Origin of the sequence: Pyramidobacter sp. C12-8 (genome assembly GCF_002007215.1) — a bacterium.
Lineage (GTDB): Bacteria > Synergistota > Synergistia > Synergistales > Dethiosulfovibrionaceae > Pyramidobacter.
Map to the genome: position 1 here is coordinate 1 of NZ_MUHX01000011.1, position 22,361 is coordinate 22,361.

The 22,361-nt window shown below is 61.8% G+C and carries 18 protein-coding genes; 11 read left to right on the plus strand and 7 right to left on the minus strand.

Annotation, left to right across the window (positions count from 1 at the left end; genetic code table 11):
- Positions 1-192: 192 nt before the first annotated feature.
- From B0D78_RS05765 to carB, 4 genes are read left to right on the plus strand one after another with little or no spacing between them, the layout of a single operon-like run.
- On the plus strand, positions 193-1,125 hold the full coding sequence (locus B0D78_RS05765; RefSeq protein WP_078016026.1) for an aspartate carbamoyltransferase catalytic subunit: 933 nt from the start codon (positions 193-195) through the stop codon (positions 1,123-1,125).
- Entirely contained in the window at positions 1,122-2,168 is a 1,047-nt protein-coding gene (locus tag B0D78_RS05770; RefSeq protein ID WP_078016027.1) for a dihydroorotase, read from the plus strand. Before B0D78_RS05765 ends, B0D78_RS05770 begins: the two co-directional genes overlap by 4 nt.
- A gap of 58 nt (positions 2,169-2,226) precedes the next feature.
- Positions 2,227-3,321, plus strand: a complete 1,095-nt coding sequence (locus B0D78_RS05775) for a carbamoyl phosphate synthase small subunit (protein ID WP_078016028.1) — start codon at positions 2,227-2,229, stop codon at positions 3,319-3,321.
- Positions 3,308-7,402, plus strand: a complete 4,095-nt coding sequence (gene carB, locus B0D78_RS05780) for a carbamoyl-phosphate synthase large subunit (protein WP_078016029.1) — start codon at positions 3,308-3,310, stop codon at positions 7,400-7,402. Before B0D78_RS05775 ends, carB begins: the two co-directional genes overlap by 14 nt.
- Before the next feature lie 66 nt (positions 7,403-7,468).
- On the opposite strand, the gene B0D78_RS05785 is transcribed toward carB, so the two are convergent.
- Entirely contained in the window at positions 7,469-8,092 is a 624-nt protein-coding gene (locus B0D78_RS05785; protein WP_240496124.1) for a flavodoxin family protein, read from the minus strand.
- Positions 8,093-8,270: 178 nt separating this feature from the next.
- On the opposite strand from B0D78_RS05785, the gene rfbA reads away from it, so the two are divergent.
- Positions 8,271-9,158 carry a glucose-1-phosphate thymidylyltransferase RfbA gene (rfbA, locus tag B0D78_RS05790; protein ID WP_078016034.1) on the plus strand — a complete coding sequence of 296 codons (888 nt, stop codon included), beginning with the start codon at positions 8,271-8,273 and terminating at the stop codon, positions 9,156-9,158.
- Between the two features lie 120 nt (positions 9,159-9,278).
- On the opposite strand, the gene B0D78_RS05795 is transcribed toward rfbA, so the two are convergent.
- Both B0D78_RS05795 and B0D78_RS05800 read right to left on the minus strand, forming a co-directional pair.
- Positions 9,279-10,385, minus strand: coding sequence for a M20/M25/M40 family metallo-hydrolase (locus tag B0D78_RS05795; protein ID WP_078016035.1), 1,107 nt, complete (start codon positions 10,383-10,385; stop codon positions 9,279-9,281).
- Entirely contained in the window at positions 10,382-11,032 is a 651-nt protein-coding gene (locus B0D78_RS05800) for a nuclease-related domain-containing protein (RefSeq protein ID WP_078016037.1), read from the minus strand. Before B0D78_RS05800 ends, B0D78_RS05795 begins: the two co-directional genes overlap by 4 nt.
- A gap of 217 nt (positions 11,033-11,249) precedes the next feature.
- Here B0D78_RS05800 and B0D78_RS05805 point away from each other — a divergent pair, with 217 nt between their 5' ends.
- The 3 genes from B0D78_RS05805 to B0D78_RS05815 all read left to right on the plus strand — a co-directional run bounded on the left by B0D78_RS05805 (position 11,250) and on the right by B0D78_RS05815 (position 15,666).
- On the plus strand, positions 11,250-12,824 hold the full coding sequence (locus B0D78_RS05805) for an AbgT family transporter (protein WP_078016038.1): 1,575 nt from the start codon (positions 11,250-11,252) through the stop codon (positions 12,822-12,824).
- A gap of 482 nt (positions 12,825-13,306) precedes the next feature.
- Positions 13,307-14,923: an ATP-binding protein gene (locus tag B0D78_RS05810; protein WP_078016039.1), complete on the plus strand. Its 1,617-nt coding sequence runs from the start codon at positions 13,307-13,309 to the stop codon at positions 14,921-14,923.
- Positions 14,920-15,666, plus strand: a complete 747-nt coding sequence (locus B0D78_RS05815) for a response regulator (RefSeq protein WP_078016041.1) — start codon at positions 14,920-14,922, stop codon at positions 15,664-15,666. Before B0D78_RS05810 ends, B0D78_RS05815 begins: the two co-directional genes overlap by 4 nt.
- A gap of 426 nt (positions 15,667-16,092) precedes the next feature.
- Here the strand turns inward: B0D78_RS05815 and B0D78_RS05820 are convergent, their stop codons facing one another.
- Positions 16,093-16,797, minus strand: a complete 705-nt coding sequence (locus B0D78_RS05820) for a B3/B4 domain-containing protein (RefSeq protein WP_078016042.1) — start codon at positions 16,795-16,797, stop codon at positions 16,093-16,095.
- A 337-nt stretch (positions 16,798-17,134) separates the two neighbouring features.
- Between B0D78_RS05820 and B0D78_RS12560 the strand changes: the two genes are divergently transcribed.
- From B0D78_RS12560 to B0D78_RS05835, 3 genes are all read left to right on the plus strand, one after another.
- A complete protein-coding gene (locus tag B0D78_RS12560; RefSeq protein WP_143521749.1) occupies positions 17,135-17,779 on the plus strand; it encodes a hypothetical protein in 645 nt (214 codons plus the stop codon).
- Positions 17,780-17,915: 136 nt separating this feature from the next.
- The gene (locus B0D78_RS05830; protein WP_078016043.1) at positions 17,916-18,440 is read left to right on the plus strand and encodes a nitroreductase; all 525 of its coding nucleotides are present in this window, start codon (positions 17,916-17,918) and stop codon (positions 18,438-18,440) included.
- Positions 18,441-18,698: 258 nt separating this feature from the next.
- Positions 18,699-19,037, plus strand: coding sequence for a cupin domain-containing protein (locus tag B0D78_RS05835; RefSeq protein WP_078016044.1), 339 nt, complete (start codon positions 18,699-18,701; stop codon positions 19,035-19,037).
- 76 nt (positions 19,038-19,113) lie between these two features.
- Here B0D78_RS05835 and B0D78_RS05840 read toward each other — a convergent pair whose 3' ends face one another.
- From B0D78_RS05840 to kdsB, 3 genes are all read right to left on the minus strand, one after another.
- Positions 19,114-20,292, minus strand: a complete 1,179-nt coding sequence (locus B0D78_RS05840; RefSeq protein WP_078016045.1) for a DegT/DnrJ/EryC1/StrS family aminotransferase — start codon at positions 20,290-20,292, stop codon at positions 19,114-19,116.
- Positions 20,293-20,362: 70 nt separating this feature from the next.
- On the minus strand, positions 20,363-21,484 hold the full coding sequence (locus B0D78_RS05845) for an iron-containing alcohol dehydrogenase (protein ID WP_078016046.1): 1,122 nt from the start codon (positions 21,482-21,484) through the stop codon (positions 20,363-20,365).
- Positions 21,485-21,512: 28 nt separating this feature from the next.
- Positions 21,513-22,274: a 3-deoxy-manno-octulosonate cytidylyltransferase gene (gene kdsB, locus B0D78_RS05850; protein WP_078016047.1), complete on the minus strand. Its 762-nt coding sequence runs from the start codon at positions 22,272-22,274 to the stop codon at positions 21,513-21,515.
- Between the last annotated feature and the right edge of the window lie 87 nt (positions 22,275-22,361).

The following is a 22,361-nucleotide window of genomic DNA, read 5'->3' on the forward strand; positions in this document are numbered from 1 at the left end:
TCTCGTGAGCTTAATGGCAATTTTCTCGAGTGGGTTTTCGTAAGCGATTGCCCTGTGAGCGTCGGAAAAAAGAACGTGATTTTCATTGATGCAATCGGTTGCATGAAATCGTTTCGCGGAGTATAATCCGTTTCGGTAAAACCGCGCCGCAGGGTTGGAAGGAAGAAACGCAGTGCCGGAAGGAGGAGTTTTATGTCCTGGAACCGCAAGAACCTGCTCGATCTGGACGACTGGACGCCGCAGGATTTCGAGGATTTCGTGAAGCGCGCGCTGGCGCTGAAGCCGCGCCTGACGAGCGCGCCGAAGCGGCCGCTCGATTCGCTGCGGGGTTTCACCGTGGCGAACCTTTTCTTCGAGAATTCCACGCGCACCCGCAACTCGTTCGACGTCGCCGAACGGATGACCGGCGCCGAGGTCATCGACTGGAGCGCTTCCGGATCGAGCATGTCCAAGGGCGAGAGCCTGCGCGACACGGTCTGGACGCTGTGCGAGATGGGCGTCAACGCGCTGGTGGTGCGCCATTCCGCGACGGGGATGCCCCATTACATCCAGAAGCTCGTGCCGCACGTCCCGGTGTTCAACGCCGGCGACGGCGCGCGCAGCCACCCGACGCAGGGCCTGCTCGACGTCACGGCGGCCGTGGAGCGTCTCGGCAGCCTGAAGGGAAAAACGCTGGCGATCATCGGCGACGTCCGTTACAGCCGCGTGGCGCGCAGCGACGTCAAGGCTTTTCGCGGCATGGGGGCGCGCGTGATCCTCAGCGGGCCGCGCACGCTGATGCCGACGCGGCCCGAAGCGCTGGGCGCGGAGTACGAGTCCGATCCGCGCGCCGCGGCCGCGCAGGCGGACATCCTCGGCCTGCTGCGCGTGCAGCTGGAGCGTCAGGAAGCGGGACTGTTCCCTTCGGCGAAAGAATATCACGCGCTGTACGGAGCCACGGAAGAACTGCTGGCCTGCGCCCGTCCCGGCGCGGTGGTGATGCATCCGGCGCCGATCAACCGCGGCGTCGAAGTCGCTTCGTCGGTGGCCGACGGCCCGTCGAGCCTGATCCGCGAGCAGGTGCTCTGCGGCGTGCTGGTGCGCATGGCTCTGCTCGACATCTGCCTGGGAGGTGGCGCGCGATGAGTTTTCAAGAAGCAGTGGACCCGCGGACGCTGGAACTTTCCGAAAAAGTTATGGAAGCGTGGCGCATTCCCGCCGCGATCGACCTGTTCTGCCGCGCCGGCGCCAAAAGAGGCGCGGCGCTGGCCGCGGAAGCCCGCCGCGGCGGCTGGGGGCTGACGGCTCTGACGGCCGAAGCCGGAAGCGACGGCCCGCGCGCGCTGAAGGCCGCCCGCCTGCTGGCGGCGGAAGACGGCGCGGGACTGTGGCCGCTGCCCGCGGCGCTGCGTGCCGACGGCACGATGGCCGAGATCGGTCTGATGGCGCGGGACGGCGAAAAATTGTTCTGCGTGCCCGAAGGCTTCGAAGACTGGCGGCGGCTCCGCGCGCTGTTCTGCTACGCTTCCGGGCTGGGCTGCCGCCTCGCCGTGAGGCCGTGCCTGAGCGAACTGTGCGCTTCGGGCCAGATCAACGACGGCGACGCGGCCGACCGGCTGGGCATGAAAGGCGTCCCCGCCGTGGCCGAGGCGGCCGCCGTGGCGGCGGTCCTGACGCTGGCGGGCGAATGGGGCGTGCCCTTGCACGTGCGTGGCGTCAGCTGCTGCGCTTCGCTGGAAGCGATCCGCGCGGCGCGGAACGGAGGGCAGGACGTGACCTGCGACGTGCCCTTCATGAACCTGATCCATACCGAAGACGAGTACGACGCGGCATCCCTCGACGGCGCGCTCAAAGTCTGGCCCGTGCTGCGCGGCGCCGACGACCGCGCCGCCCTGTGGCGGGGGCTCGACGAAGGCCTGGTCACGGCGGTCGTGAGCAATCACTGCGCGCGCAGCGCCGATCGGCTGAGCCTGCCCTTCGAAGAGATCCCCTTCGGCGGCGAAAAGCTCGGCGGAGTTCTGCCGGAACTGCTGGACGGCTGGGAAGCGCAGGGACGTCCCTGCGGCGTCGAGGCGCTGCTGGCGGCCCTCGGCGAGGGGCCGGCGAAAGTCCTCGGGCGCTGCGCCGCCGGGCGCACGCTGCTGGTTCGCGCCGCCTCGGGCTGGCGGGCGTTTTACGAAGACGAATGACCGTGGACGAAAAACGGTGCCGCGCGGCGGCGCGGACGGAGAAAAGAGGAAGAGGCCTGTGAGAGAAAAAGCCTATCTGGTGCTGCAAAACGGGCGCGTTTTTGCCGGAGAACGCTTCGGCGCTGCCGGCGACGTGACGGCGGAGATCGTTTTCGCCACGGGCATGACCGGCTATCTGGAAACGCTCACCGACCCCAGCTATCACGGGGAGATCGTCGTGCAAACTTTTCCGCTGATCGGTAACTACGGCGTCATCCGCGAGGATTTCGAAAGCCCGCGCCCGCGACTGAGCGCGTATGTCGTGCGCGAACTGTGCGACGCTCCTTCGAACTTCCGCAGCGGCGGCACGCTCGACGATTATCTGCAGGAAAGCGGCGTAGCCGGACTTGCCGGTGTCGATACGCGCACACTGACGCGGATCATCCGCGAGCACGGCGCGATGAACGCCGCCGTCTGCTCACGTCTGCCCGAGGACCTGCCGGCTTTCGCGGCGGACTTGGCGAAACGGCGGCTGTCGGGTGACGTCTTTGCGGTGACCTGCGGCAAGCCCTTTATCCTCAACCCCGACGGCACGCGCCACATCGTGCTCTGGGACTTCGGCTGCAAAGGCAGCATTGCCCGCGCGCTGACGGAGCGCGGCTGCCGCGTCACCGTGGTGCCGGCGGACACGGCGGCGATGAAGATTCTTGCCCTGCATCCCGACGGCGTGCTGTTGTCCAACGGTCCCGGCGATCCCGCTTCCTACCGCGGCATCATCGAGAACGTCAACGCCGTGGCCGAGACGGGGCTGCCCATGTTCGGCATCTGCCTTGGTCATCAGCTTCTGGCTCTGGCCCGCGGGGCGCGCACGGCAAAGCTGAAGTACGGTCACCGCGGCGAAAACCAGCCCGTGCGCGAAACGGCGACGGGGCGCCTGCTGATCACCAGTCAGAACCACGGTTACGCGGTGGAGAGCGACAGCGTTCCGGCGGGGAACCGTCTGAGCTACGTCAATGTGAACGACGGCACCTGCGAGGGCATCGACTACGGCGGCGTCAACGCCTTTTCCGTGCAGTTCCATCCCGAAGCCTGCGCCGGTCCGCAGGACATGGCGTTCCTGTTTGACCGTTTTTTGAAGAATTGCGAGGAGGCCGTCCGCCATGCCGCTCGATAAAAAACTGAAACGGGTGATGATCATCGGTTCCGGCCCGATCGTGATCGGCCAGGCCGCCGAATTCGACTATGCCGGCACCCAAGCCTGCCGAGCCCTGCGCGCGCTCGGCATCGAAGTGATCCTGGTCAACTCCAATCCCGCCACGATCATGACCGACAGCGACATCGCCGACAAAGTCTACATCGAACCGCTGACGGTAGAGATCCTGAAGCGCCTGATCGAGAAGGAACGCCCCGACGGCCTGCTTTCTACCATCGGCGGCCAGAACGGGCTGACGCTGTCCATGCAGCTGGCCCGGGACGGCTGGCTTGAGTCGAGGGGCGTCAGACTGCTGGGCGCGTCGCTGGACACAATCGAACGCGCCGAGGACCGCCAGCTTTTCAAGGACATGCTGGAGAAAATCGGCGAGCCCGTCATCCCCTCGGCAATCGCGACCCGCGTGGACGAAGCCATGAACTTCGGCGCCAAAATCGGTTATCCCGTCATCATCCGTCCCTCCTTCACGCTGGGCGGCACCGGCGGAGGCATCGCCCACAGCGCCGCGGAGATGGAGCAGCTCGCACGCCGCGGCCTGGAAGTCTCGCCCGTTGGACAGATCCTCGTGGAGCGCAGCGTCGCCGGTTGGAAAGAGATCGAGTTCGAGATGATGCGCGACGGCGACGATAACTGTATCGCCGTCTGCTCCATGGAGAACCTCGATCCCGTAGGCGTGCATACCGGCGATTCCATCGTCGTGGCACCGGCGCTGACGCTGGCCGATAAGGAGTACCAGCTGCTGCGCAGCGCGGCGCTTCGCATCGTGCGCGAGCTCGAAGTGCAGGGCGGATGCAACGTGCAGTTCGCGCTCAATCCCGACAGCTTTGAATATGCCGTGATCGAAGTCAACCCGCGCGTGTCGCGCTCTTCGGCGCTGGCCTCCAAGGCGACCGGTTACCCGATCGCCAAGGTTTCGGCGCAGATCGCCATGGGCCTGCGCCTTGACGAGATTTCCAACGCCGTCACCGGCAAGACGTCGGCTTTCTTCGAGCCGGCGCTGGACTATGTGGTAGTGAAGATGCCGCGCTGGCCCTTCGACAAGTTCAGCAGCGCCGCGCGCACGCTGGGACCGCAGATGAAAGCCACCGGCGAGGTGATGGCGATTGCGCCGACCTTTGAGGAGGCGCTGCTCAAATCGCTGCGCGGCGCCGAGATCGGCATGGATTCGCCGCGTCTCGCTGCCTTGAAGGAGCTCGGCGACGATCAGATCGAGGCCTGCCTGCGGGAACCTACCGACCAGCGGCTGTCCGTCGTATACGAGGCGTTGGGCCGCGGCGTTTCGGTCGATCATGTCCACGACGTGACGAAGATCGACCGTTGGTTCCTGTGGAAACTGAAAAAAATCCTTGCCGTCGAGAGCGCTTTGCGGAAGTGCGGCGGCGCGTTGCCCGACGAACTGTACGCCCGTGCCAAGGCGACAGGCTTCCTTGACCGCACGATTGAGAAGCTTTCAGGCGCGAAAGTGGAAAAACATCGGGCGCCGGTCTACCGCATGGTCGATACCTGCGCCGCCGAATTTGCCGCCGAAACGCCTTACTTCTACGCCGCCGCCCCGGTTTCGGGCAGCGAAGACGAAGCGGCCGGATTCATCGCCCATCATGACGGCCTCGCCGCCTCCAAAGGGACTATCGTCGTCCTCGGCAGCGGGCCGATCCGCATCGGCCAGGGCATCGAGTTCGACTACGCCGCCGTGCACTGCGTGTGGGCGCTGAAGCGCCTGGGATACACGGTCGTGATGATCAACAACAATCCCGAGACGGTCAGCACCGATTTCGACACGGCCGACCGTCTTTACTTCGAACCGCTCACGCCGGAGGACGTGATGGACGTCATCCGGTTGGAACGGCCTCTCGGCGTGGTCGTGGCCTTTGGCGGGCAGACCGCCATCAAGCTGACGAAATGCCTCAGCGAAAACGGTATCGCAATCCTCGGCACCAGCTCCGACGCCATCGACGCCGCCGAGGATCGCGAGCGCTTCGACGCGATTCTGAACCGCTGCGGCATCGCCCGCCCCAGGGGACATGGCGTGGAAACGCTGGCGCAGGCGCTTGCCGCCGCCCGCGACGTCGGCTACCCCGTGCTCGTGCGCCCGTCCTACGTGCTGGGCGGCCAGAACATGATCATCGCTTACGACGACGAGAGCGTCAGCAATTACATGCGGCGCCTTCTCGCCATCGGGACCGACGGCCCCGTGCTGATCGACAAATATCTCGAAGGCACCGAGGTGGAAGTCGACGCCGTTTGTGACGGAACCGACGTGCTGATTCCCGGCATCATGGAACACATCGAGCGCGCCGGAGTTCATTCCGGCGACAGCATCGCCGCCTATCCGGCCTGGAACCTTTCCGGTCCCGTCACCGAGAAACTGGTGGAAAGCACGGCCCGCATCGCCCTCGAGTTGGGCGTGAAGGGACTGGTCAACATACAGTACGTGATCTACAACAACCAGGTCTACGTGATCGAGAGCAACCCCCGCGCCAGCCGTACGATTCCTTATATCAGCAAAGTCACCGGGCTGCCGCTGGTGGATATCGCCACGCAGGTCATGCTCGCCACGCTGACGCCCGACGCGCCGAAGCTGCGCGATCTGCCCTGCGGCACGGGCCTGTATCGTCCCAGCCCTTACTGCGCCGTCAAAGTGCCCGTGTTCTCCTTCGAAAAGCTGAGCGGCGCCGACGTGCAGCTGGGGCCGGAGATGAAGTCCACCGGCGAAGTGCTCGGCGTGGGCAAAAATCTCGAGGAGGCCCTGTACAAAGGACTGATCGCGGCCGGTTACGCCGTGCGCCATCACGAACCGGGCGGCGTGCTGATCAGCGTGCAGGACCGCGACAAGCCCGAGATCGTGGAGCTGGCCCGCCGACTCGCTTCGCTGGGGTGCCGCCTTTACACCACCGGCGGCACCGCCGAATACCTGAGAAGCCGCGGCATTCGCAGCGCCTCGGTGGGCAAGATCAGTCAAGGCAATCGCGATATTCCTTATCTGCTCGATCAGGGACGGGTGCAGTACGTGCTCTCGACCAGCTCGCCCGACAGCAGCGAGCGCGCCGACGCTCAGGTGCTGCGCAGCAAGGCGATTGAGCGCCGCGCCGCCTGCATGACCAGCCTCGACACGGCCCGCGCTCTCGTAGACTGCATGGTCAGCGGTTATGACGAGGACAACGTGGAGCTCGTCGACATGGCCCATTTGCCGGAACGCAAGCGTCCTGTCCATTTTGTCAAGATGCGTTGCGGCGGCAACGAATACATTTATGTCGATGCGATCCGCCAGAGCATCGCCGAGCCGGCCAGCCTCAGCGTGGCCCTGTGCGGGCGGCGGCGCAGCGTCGGCGGCGATGGTCTCGTGATCGTCGCCCCGGCTCGGGGAAAAGCGGACGCGCGCATGATCCTTTACGATGCCGACGGCACGCGCGCCCGCATCGGCGGCAACGCGCTGCGCGGCGTGGGCAAATATCTTTACGAGAAACTGGACGTGAAGAAAAAAGATCTGTCGATTGAAACCGACGACGGCGTCAAGGCGCTTCGCCTTTACGACCGCGACGGCGAGATCTACAGCGTCGAGGCGCTGATCGGCCGACCCGATTTTGACCCCGCGCGCGTGCCCGTTACGCTCAACGCCGATGGCCGCCCCGTGGTGAGCCAGTACTATTCCTGCGGCGGGTTCGACGATCAGATTACCTGCCTGTCGCTGGGCGACCCGCAGTGCGTGATCCTGACCGACGACTGCGACGGCGCGGAACTGAGCGTGGAGGGCCCGTTGATGGAGCGCGCGGGGATATTTCCGGAAGGGACCAACGTCAGCTGCGTCAGCGTTGCCGACCGCCACACGCTGCGGGTGCGCACATGGGAGCGCCGCATCGGCGAAACCGCGGGCTGCGGCACCTCGGCCTGCGCCGCGGCGGTCGTCGCGGCCAGACTGGGGCTGGTAGACGAAGGCGAGATCTCCGTGAGAACGGCGGGGGGGCTGCTGGTCGTCCGTCTCGCGCCCGAAGGGGTATTCCTGATCGGCGGCGTGGACTGCGGCTTTGAGGGAGTCATCAAGATATAGGCCGCGCATACAACATAGGGGTTTCGGCGTCAAGCCGAAACCCCTATGTTGTATGCGCGGTGAAATTTAACCGATGAAGTGCGTCCAGACGTGTTCCTCGTAGGTCGGCGCGGGAATGCCGGCTTTCTGTCCGGCCTCGATGGAACGGAGCATCCAGGCCATGTTGACCCCCAGCGTGCGCATGGTCTGAAGTCCTTCGGCATCCTGGCGCACGTCGTCGGGCGTGAAGCCGTGCACTTGGTTCCAGTACTGCGAGCCGACAACGAACATGTTGCTGATCAAAAAGTACTGATTGAGCCGTTCGAACGAAGCCGTGGATCCGCCACGCCGGCAGGACACCACGGCCGCCCCCAGCTTGCCGGCCATGCGGTCGCCGCCGGCGTAGAAAAGACGGTCGAGAAACGAACACATGCGTCCCGTCGCCCCGGAATAGTAGACCGGCGAACCGGCCACGATGGCGCCGTAATCGTCGAGCTGGTCCAGCACTTCGTTGACTTGATCGACGAAAACGCAGCGTCCTGTCGTTTCGCAGTGACCGCAGGAGGTGCAGTCCTGCATGGGTTTCGTCCCCAGCCAGAGCAGGTCGCTGGCGACGCCCGCGCCGCTCAACGCCTTTTGCAGTTCGCCCAGGGCGGTGAAAGTGCAGCCGTCCCGATGCGGGCTGCCGTTGATCAAAAGCGCTTTTTTCATGTGAAATCCCCCCATGGAATAGATTTTTCACCGGGAATTGTACCACGTTCCGCGGCGCCTTTCGCCGTTTTCCCGCGGCCGCGCCGGCGGAAGGGGAAAATAAGCAAAGTCGTGTACTGGATATTTTAAGAAAATTAGATATAATGTAGGAGAACATCACTACGAAGGAGGCCCGTTCATGGCCAGAAAAGGAGTAATTCTCGCGGCTGGACTCGGCACCAGGCTCCATCCCATGACTTTAGCCGTGAATAAACAGCTTATCCCCGTCTATGACAAACCGATGATCTACTACGCGATCTGGGTGCTGATCAAGGCCGGCGTGCGCGATATCATGCTGGTCACTTCCGAAGTTGACAAGAGCAGTTTCGAGCGGCTGCTCGGCGACGGCTCCCGCTTCGGCATCCACATGCATTACACGGTCCAATACGTGCCCAACGGTCTGGTCGACGCGTTTGTCCAGACGGAGGATTTCATCGCCGGCGATCCCTGCGTGCTGATCCTCGGCGACAACATCTTCTACGGTTCCGGGTTCCCCGCCATGCTCAGCAAGGCGTCCGCGCAGACGGAGGGCGCCACCGTTTTCGGCGCCGTCGTCCCCGATCCGGAACGTTTCGGCGTCGCTTCTTTCAACGAAGAGGGCAAGGTCCTGACGCTCGAGGAAAAGCCTGCGCATCCCAAATCGAACTGCGCCGTCGTCGGCCTGTACTTCTTCGACGGCAAGGTCATGCAGTACGCCCATGAGCTGCGCCGGCAGATCCCGGCTGACAGGGAGGTGTCGATCACCGACGTGAATCGCGTTTACATGGAGCAGGGCAAGCTCGACCTGCAGGTGTTCCCGCAGGGATTCGCGTGGCTCGACTCCGGCACGTACGACAGTCTGCTGGAGGCGTCCAATTACGTGGCGCGCGTCGAGCGCGAGCAGGGGCACATGATCTGCTGTCCCGAGGAGGCGGCTTACAGCGCCGGATTCCTCGCCCTCGAAAAATTGCGCGAGTACGGCGAGGCGGACAAGAACAACAATTACGGCCGCTATTTGGCAAAGCTTTACCATCAGTTCAAGAAGTGATTTCCGCTGGCGAAAGCAAAGGCGGGGAGGAATGTTCCACGTGGAACATTCCTCCCCGCCTTTGTCTATGCGTCGCAGCGCCCGGAAAACTATGTTTGTGCTTTCTCTCGGGAATCGGTATCAGTCGGTCATCAGACGCAGGACGAGCCTGGCCGTGTCTTCGAGGTTTTTGACGGTGATCGTTTCGTTGACGGTGTGCACGTCCTTCATGCCGGTGCCGAGCACGACGGGCGTGATGCCGGAAAGCGCCATCACGTTGGCGTCGCTGCCGCCGCCTCCGTCGACGCGGCGGACGGGGCAGCCGATCGCTTCGCAGGCGGCGCGCAGGCGCTTCATCAGCGGATGATCGTCGGGGCAGGCGAAGCTGACGTAGGTCGTCTTCAGCTCGCAGTCGAGCGTGGCGCCCAGATCGTCGCAGGCTTTCTGCAGGCAGCCGCGCATGTGCGCGGCCTGGGCGTTGAGCTTGTCGAGATTGCGGCTGCGGATTTCGGCGACGATCTCCGCTTTGGCGGGGACGATGTTGGTCGCGCCTTCGGACTTGAACGTGCCGATGTTGCAGGTCGTCTCCTCGTCGATGCGCAGCAGGTTCATGGCGGCGACGCCGCGGGCGGCCGCCTGGATGGCGCTGACGCCTTTTTCCGGCGCCAGGCCCGCGTGGGCGCTGCGCCCCGTGACGACGGCGTGCATCTTGATCTGGCCGGGCGCGTTGGGGACGATCGTGCCGACGTCGCCGGCGCCGTCGAGGACCACGGCTTCCCTGCCCTTGACGCGGCTGAAATCGAAATGCTTGGCGCCCAGCAGGCCCTGTTCTTCGCCGATGGTGACGATGATCTCGAAGTCGTGGCAGGGCAGTCCTTTTTCACGGACGACGGTCAGCGCCTCGACGATGCCGGCGACGCCCGACTTGTCGTCAGCGGCGAGGATCGTGTCGCCGCCGCTGGAAATGACGCCGTCTTTGACGACGGGCGCGACGCCTTTTCCGGGCGCGACGGTGTCCATGTGGCACGAGTAGATCAGCGGCTCGCCGGGCAGCGTGCCCTTGTAAAAGGCGTAAATGTTGTTGCCGGTGGAGCCTGTTTTGGCCCCGGCGCCGTCGGTGCGGACCTCGCAGCCGAGCTCCTCGAGGTCTTTGACGAGGCGTTTCTCCATGAGCCCCTCGTCGAAGCTCTCGCTGTCGATCCGCGCGTAGGCGCAGAAGTTCTTTACCAGTCGTTCGCTGTCGATCATGATTTTCTCTCCTTTTTCCATTCCGTAAGCGCAAGCGCCCGGATGATTTCGTCCCGAACGGAACGCTCCATGGCGGGGTGCTCCGGCTGAGAATGATACCACTTTTTCAGGTCTCCGTAAGCGACGGCGCAGGCGCCGCCTTCGAGGCTGAGACGGGGGGAGTCGAAGGGATCGGCGAAGACGGCCAGCGGCTGCACCGCGGCGGCGAGCCCTTTTTCCGCCAGGCGGACGTTCAGCGCCGCGGCGGCCGCGCCCGCTTGCGCGAGCGGATTGGGGATGGCGCGTTTCTCGTTGTTGTCCTCGACGCGCCACTGCGGACTTTCGATGCTGCCGAAAACACGGATCCCCCAGCCGATGCAGCGCAGCGCAAAGATCCCGCGCTGCGAAACCAGCAGGGCGTCGGCCGTTCCCGGCGGCACGGCGGGCGGGGACGCGCTACAAACGGTTCCTTCCTTTTTGCAGAGCCGCCGCAGTTTCCGGACGACGCGCTCCGTCGCGGCGGCGTCGTTGCGGCGTTTGCCGATGCGTTTCGCCAGAAGGACGAAAACGAGAACGCCGGCCGCCATGAAAAAGAAAAACCGCGCATAATCCGAAACGGAGCGCAGCTTCCAGAGCTCCAGATTCATGCCGAAAAATTTGAATTCCATGAGGCGTCTCTCTCCTGTCGGTAGGATTTTGGAAACGTCTTATTCTAACACATCCGGCTTGATAAAGTATGCAAAAAGTCTTATTGTAGTTTTGTATCCACGTATGATATAATTTCCGAAAGTGAACCCAAGATCGGGTTTACCGGCGCAGGACGCTCGAAAGAGGCTTGCGCGGCGTTATCTCAAATCACTTTATCTTTTTGAGGGGGTCAGAAACATGACTGACACTGCAGCAGCGAAGAAATCATGGGTAGACCGCTTTTTGGACGGCATCGAGCGCGTGTGCAACAAACTGCCGCCGCCCGCCATCCTGTTCTGTTGGCTCTTCCTGATCGTCGCCGTGATCGGTGCCATTTTCACCGTGACGGATTTCTCGATGATCAATCCGGCTATTTCCGATCCCGCCAAGGCGGTCGTGAAATCCCAGAACCTGTTCTCCGCCACTGGACTTCAGTGGCTCCTCGACAACATGATCAAGAACTTCACCGGTTTCGCGCCGCTGGGGCTCGTCATCACGATGACGCTCGCCATCGGCATGTGCGAAGAATCCGGGCTGCTTCTGGCCATGCTCAGCAAGTGCATGAGAAACGTTCCTCCCGCGCTGGTGCCCTTCGTGATCGCGTTCCTCGGCACCGTCGGCAACATCGCTTCCGACACCGCCATGGTCGTGATCCCGCCGATGGCCGCCATCGTCTACATGGGCGTGGGCAAGCATCCCGTCGTCGGCATGATCAACGGCTACGCCGGCGCTCAGGCCGGTTTCACCGCCAATCTGATGATCGCCGGCACCGACTCTCTGCTTCAGGGGCTGACCAACCAAGCCATCAAGGGCTTCATCCCCGACAGCACGTTCACGGTCGACGTGACCTGCAACTGGTTCTTCATGATCGCCTCCACGTTTCTGTGCACCCTCGTGATCGGCGGCGTCTGCACCTGGCTCGTCGAGCCCCGTTTCGGCAAGTACGAGGGCGGCGCCGACGACGCCAAGATCGAAGAGCTGAGCGACAGCCAGAAAAAGGGACTGCGCCGCGCCGGATGGGTGGCGCTGGCTTACGTTGCGCTGCTGGTCGCCGGCTTCTTCTTCGGCCCGCTGGCGAAGATCGCCGCCGACGGCTCGCGCATCTTCGTGGGATCGCCGCTGCTCAAGGGCATGATCCCGCTTCTGTTCTTCTTCTTCGCGCTGCCGGGCATCGTGTACGGTTATTCCGCCGGCACGATCAAGAACAGCGGCGACCTCAACAAAGGCATGGTCAAGCAGGCCGCGGCCATGGGCGGCTACGTCGTGTTCTGTTTCTTCGCCGGACAGTTCAACATGCTGTTCAACTGGACCAAGCTGGGCACCATGCTCGCCATCGGCGGCGCCGATTTCCTCAAGGGCATCGGCTTCACGGGGACGTCCATGTGCGTCGCCTTCATTTTGCTGGCGATGGTCGTCAACCTTTTCGTCGCCTCCGGCTCGGCCAAGTGGGCCATCTTCGCTCCCATTTTCGTGCCCATGTTCATGCTGCTCGGCTATCACCCCGGCTTTACCCAGCTGCTGTACCGGCTCGGCGACTCTCCCACCAACTGCTTCACGCCCATGAGTCCCTATATTTGGATGGTCCTGAGCGTCGCGCAGGCCAAATACATGAAGGACATCAAGATCGGCACGCTCGTGGCCAATCTCGTGCCGATCGCGTTCTTCATGCAGATCGCCTGGATCGTCTTCTTCATCGTTTGGGATTACTTCGGGCTGCCGATCGGCCCCGGCGTCTACGCCACGCTGCCCGCCGGCGTCCTGCCGCCGATGTAGAGATTCCCGTCGTCCCATCGACGACGATTCATGATTCCGGCCTGGAAACGCGGCGCTGCCTTTTTCGGCGGCGCCGCGTTTTTTGCGGCCCTCACGAACTTGCGGCGTTACGAGGCGAATCTTTGGAGGCGCTTCGAATCACCGCGTTGCCAGTGAAGTTTCTTTGATTGAAAATGCGCATTATTCAGGTTTTATCATTTTAGTTATTGCGTTTCCTCAGGAGGGTATGATATTATACATACTAAGTAAATGAGAACTCCGGGACAAAAGGACGCCGGAGGGTGAATTTTTTGCTCCGCCGTCGGGTGTTGCGCGATTTTCTGCGGATATGGAACGTTATCGTCATGATTGATAGTTATTGTTCTTTTGGGATGGAACTAAAATCTCCAAAAAGTGCCAAAGTATGATAAAATAACTTTCATGTGAACAGGCGCTTCCGGCGGGCCGTCGGCGCACTTCTTACGAAGAGTTGGGAGACGAACATGAAAACAGGCAAGAATGCCCGCGTCATGCTTTTGTCGCAGAAGCTCATGCTGGGCAGCGTTATTCTTGTGTTTTTGACGATCGGCTTTACGATCGTGATGGTCCTGCGCCTCAATCTGAAGCTTCAAAGCCACCGGATCGAGACGACGCTGCACGACCTGGGCGAAATGGTCGCCGCCAATCCGCTGGTCATTCAGGCTTTCAAGGAAGACCAGAGCAGCGAGGAATTGATCCTTTATCTGGACAATCTTATCAAGGGGCTGCGCGACGTCGACGTGATCACGCTGGCGGACATGCGTTTGCGGCGTCTGTACCACGTGAACCGTTCCCGGATCGGCGAGAATTTCGTCGGCGGCGACGAGGAACGGGTGCTGAGGGGAGAACGTTACTTTTCCCGAGCCGTCGGTTCGCTGGGCGACCAAAAACGCTATTTCGTGCCGGTCCTCGACGCGGAGACGCAGAAAGAGATCGGTTTCATCGTGGTCGCTTCGCTGATGACCAACATCGCCTCGCAGCGCTGGGAAATTTACGAAGCGCACTTCGGCGCGCTGCTGTCGATCTTGGCGATCGGCCTGCTGGCGGCATGGCTGACGGCCCGCGGCATCAAAAAATCGCTGCTGGGGTACGAACCGGAACAGCTGTCGAAGTTCTTCCTCGAGCGCGACGAAGTTCTGAATTCGCTGGAGGAGGGGATCGTGGCCGTCAATGCGGCCGGCTATATTACGCTGGTCAACAAGGCGGCGGGGACGATGCTCCACATTGCCCCGGGAGACCTGCGCGTCCGCCTCCTCGACGACATTTACCCGCAGATCCGCATCGGCGAAACGCTGGCGTCGGGGGAGCCGCTGTACAACAACGGCATCATCCTGGGCGACGTCAACATTCTCTGTAACCGCATCCCGATCAGGGAGAACGGAACGCTTCTCGGGGCGGTGGCCATCCTGCGCAACCGCACCGAACTGACCCGTATGGCGGAAGAGCTGACCGGCGTCAACCACATGATCGACGCGCTGCGCAGCAACAGCCATGAGTTCATGAACAAGATGCAGGTGATCCTCGGCCTGCTGCGCATCGGCGAGCCGGAGGAAGCCGAGCGTTACATCACCGGGATCGCCCGGGAACAGTCGGATGTGATCGCGGCGGTCCTGCAGAAGATCCAAAACAAGAACTTGGGGGCTCTGCTCCTTGGCAAAATGTCTCACTGCCGGGAGCTGGATATAGAGTTCAATCTGGTTGGTTCCAGCTCGGTCCCGGCAGTCAGCCGGTTTCTGGCTGGCAACGCCTTTGTGACGCTGGTCGGCAACCTTGTCGAGAACGCTATCGAAGCGGTGAACGCCAAGGCCAAGGGCGAAGGCGATCGTGAGGTGTCTCTGTTGGTTCACGAGGACGAGCGGAGCCTGATGGTCACGGTTGACGACACGGGAGAGGGCATGACGCCGGAAGAGATCGAACACGTAAGGCAAGGCGGTTATAGTTCCAAAGGTCGGCATCGCGGTACGGGAATGAGGCTGATTCGTTCCGTGCTCGAGTCGAGCGGCGGAGAAATGCAGATCGATTCAGAAAAAGGAGTGGGCACATCCATCACGGTGTGTTTCACCAGGGAGGGAAAACTGTGATTAAGACGATTATTGTTGAAGACGACCCGATGGTTGCGCAGATCAACCGGCGCTATCTTGACACAGCCAACGACATTCAGGTGGCTGCGGTCTTTGATAACGGCAAGGATGCGCTGGCGTATATCGAGGATGAAGAACCCGATTTGATCATCCTCGACGTGTACATGCCGGTGATGAACGGTCTGGAGCTGCTTCGCGAGATCCGCAAGGCCGACATCCAGTCCGACGTGATCATGGTCACGGCGGCCAACGACGTGAAAAACGTCGAGGAAGCCCTGCGTCTCGGCATCGTGGACTATCTTGTCAAGCCCTTCGAGTACGAGCGCTTCATGGAAGCCATCGAAAAGTACCGCAAGAAGGCGCACGTGCTGAAAGACGCTTCGACGCTGAACCAGGACGCCATCGACGCGCTTGTCAGCGTGGGCGCTCCCCAGCCCCAGGCCCCCGCGCGCGATCTGAAGAAAGGGCTTCAGCAGCGCACGCTGGACATGATCCGTTCGCATCTCGACAAGATGAAGGGCGAGACCTGCACCTGCGACACCCTGGCCGGCGTGGTCGGCCTGTCGAAGGTGACGGTGCGCCGCTATCTGAACTACCTCGCCGAAATCGGCGAGATCGACAGCTCCGTCGATTACGAGACGGGCGGACGCCCCTGCATCAAGTACTTCATCCGTCCCGACAGCGTCGAAAAGAAGGACGAGACGACGGAAGAAAGCAGTTCGAACGAAGAAGAGAAGAAATAGCGTTTTTCCGTTTTTTCCTCCTACGTGATGGGACCTTCTGCGGCTTTTGCCATGCAGGGCCGCAGAAGGGGATTTTGTGTGGGTTCGGTTTGTTTTTAAAGAAGAGACGTGGCAGACTCCGCGGGGAACGTTGTTGAAAGAACCTCGCGAGAGTCTCTGTTGTGTTGGAAAAGACTGCATTTGAAGACGGCTGAAAAGAGGCCGTCATTTTTGTGCTCACCGTCGCCGGCTGGCGCACGAACAGACGAAAATGACCGCACAGTTAGGCCCCGGCAGCGCACGTTCGCGCTGCCGGGGCCCATGTATGTGCGGCGCCTGCGTACGGGATCGCCGCGCTGAAACGCCGAAACTTCAGCAGCGGTTTCGGCAACGATGCAAGGATGAAGACGGCACCCGCCGGCGGGATTGGGCAGACAGCGGGAGCGGCTACAGCTCCGTCTCGCGGTGGGAAGCGTCGAGAAAATCGCTCTTCACGTCGCGGCAGCCGAAGATGTGAGCGCAGCAATCGGTCAGTTCGCGGCGGGCGGCGAAGATCGCCTCTTTGTTCGCGGAGGCGAAGCCGTCGATGGGAAAGAAAATGTCCTGGGACTGCGGACCGATCTTGCCCAGCTCGCTTTGCCGCCAGATCCAGCGGCGCGTGCGAATCTTCCGGCCGACCGCGTAGACAGGTTCACCGGCGGGCACCGGTTCGGCCTCGGCTTCGCCGAAGGGGACGAAGCTGTCGCCCTCGCGCGTGAAGCGCACTTCGATGTCGCCGTCCATCCGGCCGATATCGTGAGCTCCCATGGGCAGCGCGTATTTGAGCGAGAGCGCGTTGCCGAGGTCGACGACGGGATTGATGTGCGGCAGTCCTTTGCCCTTGCCGACGCGGGTGAACATGGCCTCGATAGAACTCATGAATTTGTTGGGATTGAGCTCCAGCGCCCGAAAGGCCTGCCGATAAGGCAGAATGGCCGGTTCGTCCTTGATTTTTCGCCCTTCATAGCGAGCCGCGGCCGCCGCGGCCGCCTCCGCGAGCATCGCGTCGATCTGCGGGTAAACCGCCGCGTTGTCGATGTTTCTGGCGATCACGACGCCAAAGCAGACGTCGGGAAGTTTCTCGAAAAATTGGGGCGCGACGATGAATTTCATGTGAGCCTTCCTCCTTCGTGTCGCTTTTCAGCCGATTATACGGACTTTGCCGGAGGAACTCAAGTTTCCGCCTCGTGAGACCGGCTGCGGAAACGCCTTCCGCACATGAATTTGTTTTCGCCGTTCATCAAAAGAGGAGCGGCGGACTCGGTTTGGGCGGAACGGAGTACGGAATTCTTCAGGTGTCGGGCTGTTGTTTTTGACAGTTGTTTTCTTAAAGTTTTTCTGCTAGACTGAAAAACATAAATAAACGGCGTGATCGTGAGATTGGAAGCATTGCGGGCATCCCGGCAGGGCCGTGCTCCGGAAATCTTGAGAATAAAAGGAGGCAGAAGAAATGAAGTTTTATGGCAAATGCGCAGCCGCAGCCGCGGCGGTGCTGATGTTCAGCGCAGCGGCCTGGGCCTTTCCCAACGAGCCGGCGGGATTCAACGGCATTGCCTGGGGTTCGCGTTGGGAAGGCATGAGCGATCAGTTCCGCGAGGCGCCCCAGGCGCCTTCGGGCGGGAAGTATTATTACGAGAGGATTTTCGGCGGCAGCGAATGGCTGGGTTATCCGCTGAATACGCTCTATTACGCTTTCCGCGACGACGGCCGCTTTTGGGGAGTGGAGGGGCAGGTCGACGACCGCAGCTCTTCCTATGCGGATGTTCTTCACTACGCCGTTCGCCGTTACGGACGCCCTCAGTACGGGACGACGAACAACGGGTACCAGAAAGCGAGCTGGTATGGACGCGACGTCACTATCGTGCTGGCAAAGACTTATCGCGGGTGGCGCTTTACGATCGGTTGGCGCGGTCCCCGCGTCGCGCCGCCGCCTCCACCGCCGCCTCCACCGCCGCATCATGGCCGGCGCCCCGGTTACGGTTCACCGCCGCCGCCACCACCACCTCCTCCTCCCCCCCCGCGGCGTCCCGGACACCGACCTCCCCCTCCTCCGCGTCCCGGACACCGGCCGCCTCCGCCGCCGTATCACATCTGAGCCGCTGTCAGTTCGAAGAACTTGTGCCGCCGTTGTTTCGCTTCGGCGGCATTGTTATTTTTGGGGGGATGACGACGCATAAAACGCCGTTGTGCGTTATAATAAAATCGCTATGGAAACGAAAGGAGGAGTCATCATGAACGAAGTCATGAAAGCGATCCTGGAACGCCGCAGCTGTAAGAAGTATAAGCCCGATCTCGTGCCGCAGGAACTGATCGATCAGGTTATCGAGGCGGGGACTTATGCCGCTTCGGGCATGGGCAAGCAGTCGCCCGTCATCGTTGCCGTCACCAACAGGGAACTGCGCGATAAACTGTCGCGGGTGAACGCCGAGATCCGCGGCAACCCGGGCGCCGACATGTTTTACGGTGCGCCGGTCGTGTTGATCGTGTTGGCCGACACGTCCGTCCCCACCTATGTCTATGACGGCTCGCTGGTGATCGGCAATATGCTGCTTGCCGCCCATGCGCTCGGATTGGGCAGCTGCTGGATCCATCGCGCCAAAGAGACTTTCGAACGCGACGAGTTCAGGGAACTCCTGAAAAAACTTGGCCTCGAGGGCCGCTATGAGGGCATCGGCAACTGTGTGCTCGGCTATCCCGCCGAAGAGCCCAAAGCGGCGGCATCGCGCAAAGCGGGCTACGTCCGTTACGTGAAATAAAGGGATCTCCGAGAAAAAAAGCGCTTTTCCCGAGGGCGGGGAGAGCGCTTTTTTGCGTTGAGGCATTGGGAACGCCGCGATGATATAATGGGATGGATTTTAAACTTTATCGCCGGTGAAGGCATGCCCCGTAAGTCCGGAGGACCGGGGATCGGCGCCATCTGCGGCGCGCCGATCCCCGCGCGAGCGAGGCGCGCGGCCGAGGTGTCCGCCTGACGGACGCGGACGGGAGCGGCGGGGGGGCAGGGGAGGACTACGATGGAGATAAAACGCGGGCGTCTTTTCGCGCTTTCGCGGCGCTGCGCGCCGGGCGGCAACGAACTCCTCGACGAACTGGCGGCCGGCCAGGGCTGCCGCGTCGAGCGCATCGTTTCCATGGGGCAGATCACGCCCGCGGGGCAGTGGTACGATCAGGACGGCGACGAATGGGTGGCGCTGCTGCAGGGAAAGGCGCGCCTGCTCTGGGCGGACGGCGGCGAAAGCGCGCTCTCGTCCGGCGACTGGCTGCTGATCCCCGCCCATGTCCGCCACCGCGTCGTCTATACCAGCGCCGAACCGCCCTGCGTGTGGATCGCAGTCCATTTTGAAAGCGCGTAGCGAAAAAGCGCCGGAACTTTTCCCCTCTCGAAAGGTGGACAAGTTCCGGCGCTTTTTTATGCGGACGCAGCGCCGTTTACAGCACGGCTTCAGCTCCGGCTCGCAAAGCGGCGACCATCTTCTCGACCGTGCCGTCGTCGGTCAGCAGATTGGGACAGTAGAATACGGCTCGGGCAAGCACCGATTCAGTCTGTCCCATGGATTCGGGGGCATAAGATGGAGCGACGTTACCGCCGATAGTGCTTCCGCTTAAATCATTCAGGGCTTTCCAATGCTTGGCGTAATGCCATGAGTTGTCGCCGATCAGGGCGGCCGGCATGCCCTGATCTCCGGTCACGGCTTGGAATTTGCGCGCGGCTTCGGCGCTGGGAAGCAGGAAAACGATGTGCGTGGCGATATCGCCTTCGGGGTTGGGGACGACGCGGCGCTTCAGTCCCGTGTCCTTTACTCCTTCCAGCACTTTGCGCTTGGTCTCTCGCAGCAGGTTGAGAGCGAAGTCCATCTTTTTCAGCGCCACAAGCCCCAGCGCGCCTTCAATCTCGCTCATGCGGAAATTGAGCCCGAGTCCGCATTTGTCCTCGGCTCCGCGCTCGATATCGAGACGGTGCACGTGACCGTGATCGTGGTAATATTCCGCAGCCTTATAGAGATCGTCGTCGTCCGTGACGAGCGCGCCGCCTTCGCCGACGGTGACGTACTTGTTGGGGTCGAAGCTGTAGGTTCCCCACAGGCCGAAGGTCCCCAGCGCTTTGCCGTGATAGGTGCCGCCGGTCACTTCGCAGCTGTCTTCGACGACGGGAACGCCGTATTTCTTTCCAAGCGCCAGGATCGGATCCATGTCGGCAGCGGCGCCAAACATGTGCACCGGCATGATCGCCCTGGTACGGGGCGAAATCTTACTTTCCACCGATGCCGGGGCCATGCCCAGCGTCTCGTCGATATCGGCCAGCACGGGGACGGCTCCGCAGGCGACGATGGCTTCCACGGTGGCGATAAAAGTGAAAGCCGACGTGATGACCTCGTCGCCGGGCCTTATGCCCATGGCTTTGAGCCCGACGAAAAGCGCCGAGGTCCCGTTGCTGACCGCCTGCGCATGTTTGGCGCCCAGTCGTTTGGCCAGCGCCGTTTCGAATTCGCTGACGCGGTAAACGCCGCCGCGGGCGGCATGGGAAGAATAACGGTGGAGCATTTTACGGCGGATCACGTCGACGACGGCATCCGCTTCCATCTGATCGAAAATTTCCGTACCGGGCATGCGGTTTCCTCCTTCGAAAATGAAAACGATATGAAAAGACGCGGGGAGTCCTTTTGTCCGCCGACCCCGTTCAGCCGGCGATGATCCTGCGGTAGATCGACTCGACGTATTCCGGCGTGGCCTTTTTCTTCCAGCACTCGAGTCCAAAGCAGCTCTGCCACAGCTTTTCCATCCCCAACGCGGTCTTCGTCATTTGGGGAACGTCCGCTTCGCCGAGACCGTAATCCCTGGCCTTGGGCAGCGAACGATGATTGGCCGCGAAAAAATCCAGCGTGTCGTCGTAGCCGTCGGGGTAAAGATCTTCCAACGCCAGCATGGACAGGGTGACCGCCACGCTGTGGGGCAGGAACGGAGCCGAGTTGCTCAATCCGTAGGAAAGAGCGTGAGGAACGCCCACCCGCCCGCCGACGCTGCTCGTACCTCCCAGTACGGAAGCCATGGCGGATTTGACCGCTCTCGCCGGGTCATATTCGGCAAGATCGCAGCCGAGGACCTCGCGGGAGAGGTGAAGCCCGTCGAGAGCGTCGAGGATCGCCTGCGGCTGGCTGGTCTTGCTCTTGGAAATCTCGTAATGATGGAAGTAACAGTCCATCATGGTGTAAAAACGGTTGAACGACGGAGCGCCGGCCGAAAGCCCCGGATCGATGATCGCGAGTCTCGCTTCCACGAGCGCGTTGTTGATGCCGAGCTTTTTCTCCGGCCCGCGCATCACGGCGATGGGCGTGATCTCGGCCCCCGTCCCGTTCAGCGCGGGAACGGCCCACACGTCGACGCCGCGTTCCATTTTCAGGCCGTAGCCCTGATAATCCTGGGCGCGAAGAGGATTGGCGACGCAGATTCCCGCCGCTTTCGCCAGATCCATCGTGGAACCGCCGCCGACGCCGACGATCACGTCGCAGCCGCCGCGATCGGCGCGCAGGATGTCGACGAGCGCGTCGACGTCGCCGGTGCGAACTTCCGAATAAGAGGCGTTGAAGACGAATTTTCTATCCTGTTCAAAAATCATGGCGAAGGCTGGCTGGACCTCGAGAGCTTCATCGACGACGAAAAAAGCCTTTTTGCGCCGTTCTCGAAGCAGCTCGAAAAGACGCGCGAGACCTTCGTCGGAGAGGATGACCTCGGTGGGGACGTCGACCCGCCACCAGCGCTCAAGCCGGGGAAAATCGCGAAGACTTTCAGGCGCTTTTATCATTTTGTCCCTTCCTGATGCGATATGGCCGCTAAAATCGTCGCGGGCGCAAGGCCGCTTTTTCACCGTGAAGCGCCAGATATTCCTCGATGCGTTTCAAGTCGTCGGGAACGTCGATCTCAATCGTGTCGCGTTCGATCGGCAGACAACGGATCTTGAAGCCTCGTTCCAGAACGCGCAGCATTTCCAAACTTTCGGCTCGTTCCAGCGGCGTCTGCTGCCCGCAGGCGAAGTCGAGCAAAAAAGAACGCTTCCAGCCGTAAGGGCCGATATGCTTGTACCAGACGCCCTCTGCGTCTTTGCGAGGATACGGGATCGGCGAGCGGCTGAAGTAAAGCGCTCTGCCGCGTTGGTCGAAGACCGCCTTGACGACGTTGGGATTGACGACTTCTTCGCGGCGTTCGATGCGCTTGACCAGCAGCGCCAGCTGAACGTCGTCCTCTTCGAGAGCGCCGACAAGCGGCTCGATCATCGACGCGTCCACAAGCGGATCGTCGCCCTGCACGTTGATCACGTACTGCGAAGGGATACGCTCCGACACGTAGGCTACGCGGTCGCCGCCGCTGGGAAGATCGCTCGGAGTCATCATGGCTTCGCCGCCGTCCTCTGCTACTGCGAGGGCGATGCGTTCGTCGTCGGTCGCCACGATAACGCGGTCGATCAGAGGACAGCCGCGCACGCCGCGAAGCACCCTTAATATCAGCGGGACTCCGGCGACGGGAAGCAGCGGTTTGCCGGGCAGGCGCGTGCTCCCGTAGCGTGCGGGGATGACGGCAAGAGTTCGAAGAACCATGGAAAAAATCCCCCTTTGATTTTCGCTTACAAAAAAGTATCACCGACAAAACGTAAAAAGTGGCATGTAATTAAAATATCGTGTTAT

Coding starts and splice junctions, on each gene's coding strand:
- B0D78_RS05805 (WP_078016038.1), top strand. CDS start 11,250: ATGACTGACACTGCAGCAGCGAAGAAATCATGGGTAGACCGCTTTTTG.
- B0D78_RS05795 (WP_078016035.1), bottom strand. CDS start 10,385: ATGATCGACAGCGAACGACTGGTAAAGAACTTCTGCGCCTACGCGCGG.
- rfbA (WP_078016034.1), top strand. CDS start 8,271: ATGGCCAGAAAAGGAGTAATTCTCGCGGCTGGACTCGGCACCAGGCTC.
- B0D78_RS05765 (WP_078016026.1), top strand. CDS start 193: ATGTCCTGGAACCGCAAGAACCTGCTCGATCTGGACGACTGGACGCCG.
- B0D78_RS05830 (WP_078016043.1), top strand. CDS start 17,916: ATGAACGAAGTCATGAAAGCGATCCTGGAACGCCGCAGCTGTAAGAAG.
- carB (WP_078016029.1), top strand. CDS start 3,308: ATGCCGCTCGATAAAAAACTGAAACGGGTGATGATCATCGGTTCCGGC.
- B0D78_RS05770 (WP_078016027.1), top strand. CDS start 1,122: ATGAGTTTTCAAGAAGCAGTGGACCCGCGGACGCTGGAACTTTCCGAA.
- B0D78_RS12560 (WP_143521749.1), top strand. CDS start 17,135: ATGAAGTTTTATGGCAAATGCGCAGCCGCAGCCGCGGCGGTGCTGATG.
- B0D78_RS05840 (WP_078016045.1), bottom strand. CDS start 20,292: ATGCCCGGTACGGAAATTTTCGATCAGATGGAAGCGGATGCCGTCGTC.
- B0D78_RS05835 (WP_078016044.1), top strand. CDS start 18,699: ATGGAGATAAAACGCGGGCGTCTTTTCGCGCTTTCGCGGCGCTGCGCG.
- kdsB (WP_078016047.1), bottom strand. CDS start 22,274: ATGGTTCTTCGAACTCTTGCCGTCATCCCCGCACGCTACGGGAGCACG.
- B0D78_RS05800 (WP_078016037.1), bottom strand. CDS start 11,032: ATGGAATTCAAATTTTTCGGCATGAATCTGGAGCTCTGGAAGCTGCGC.
- B0D78_RS05845 (WP_078016046.1), bottom strand. CDS start 21,484: ATGATAAAAGCGCCTGAAAGTCTTCGCGATTTTCCCCGGCTTGAGCGC.
- B0D78_RS05820 (WP_078016042.1), bottom strand. CDS start 16,797: ATGAAATTCATCGTCGCGCCCCAATTTTTCGAGAAACTTCCCGACGTC.
- B0D78_RS05785 (WP_240496124.1), bottom strand. CDS start 8,092: ATGAAAAAAGCGCTTTTGATCAACGGCAGCCCGCATCGGGACGGCTGC.
- B0D78_RS05810 (WP_078016039.1), top strand. CDS start 13,307: ATGAAAACAGGCAAGAATGCCCGCGTCATGCTTTTGTCGCAGAAGCTC.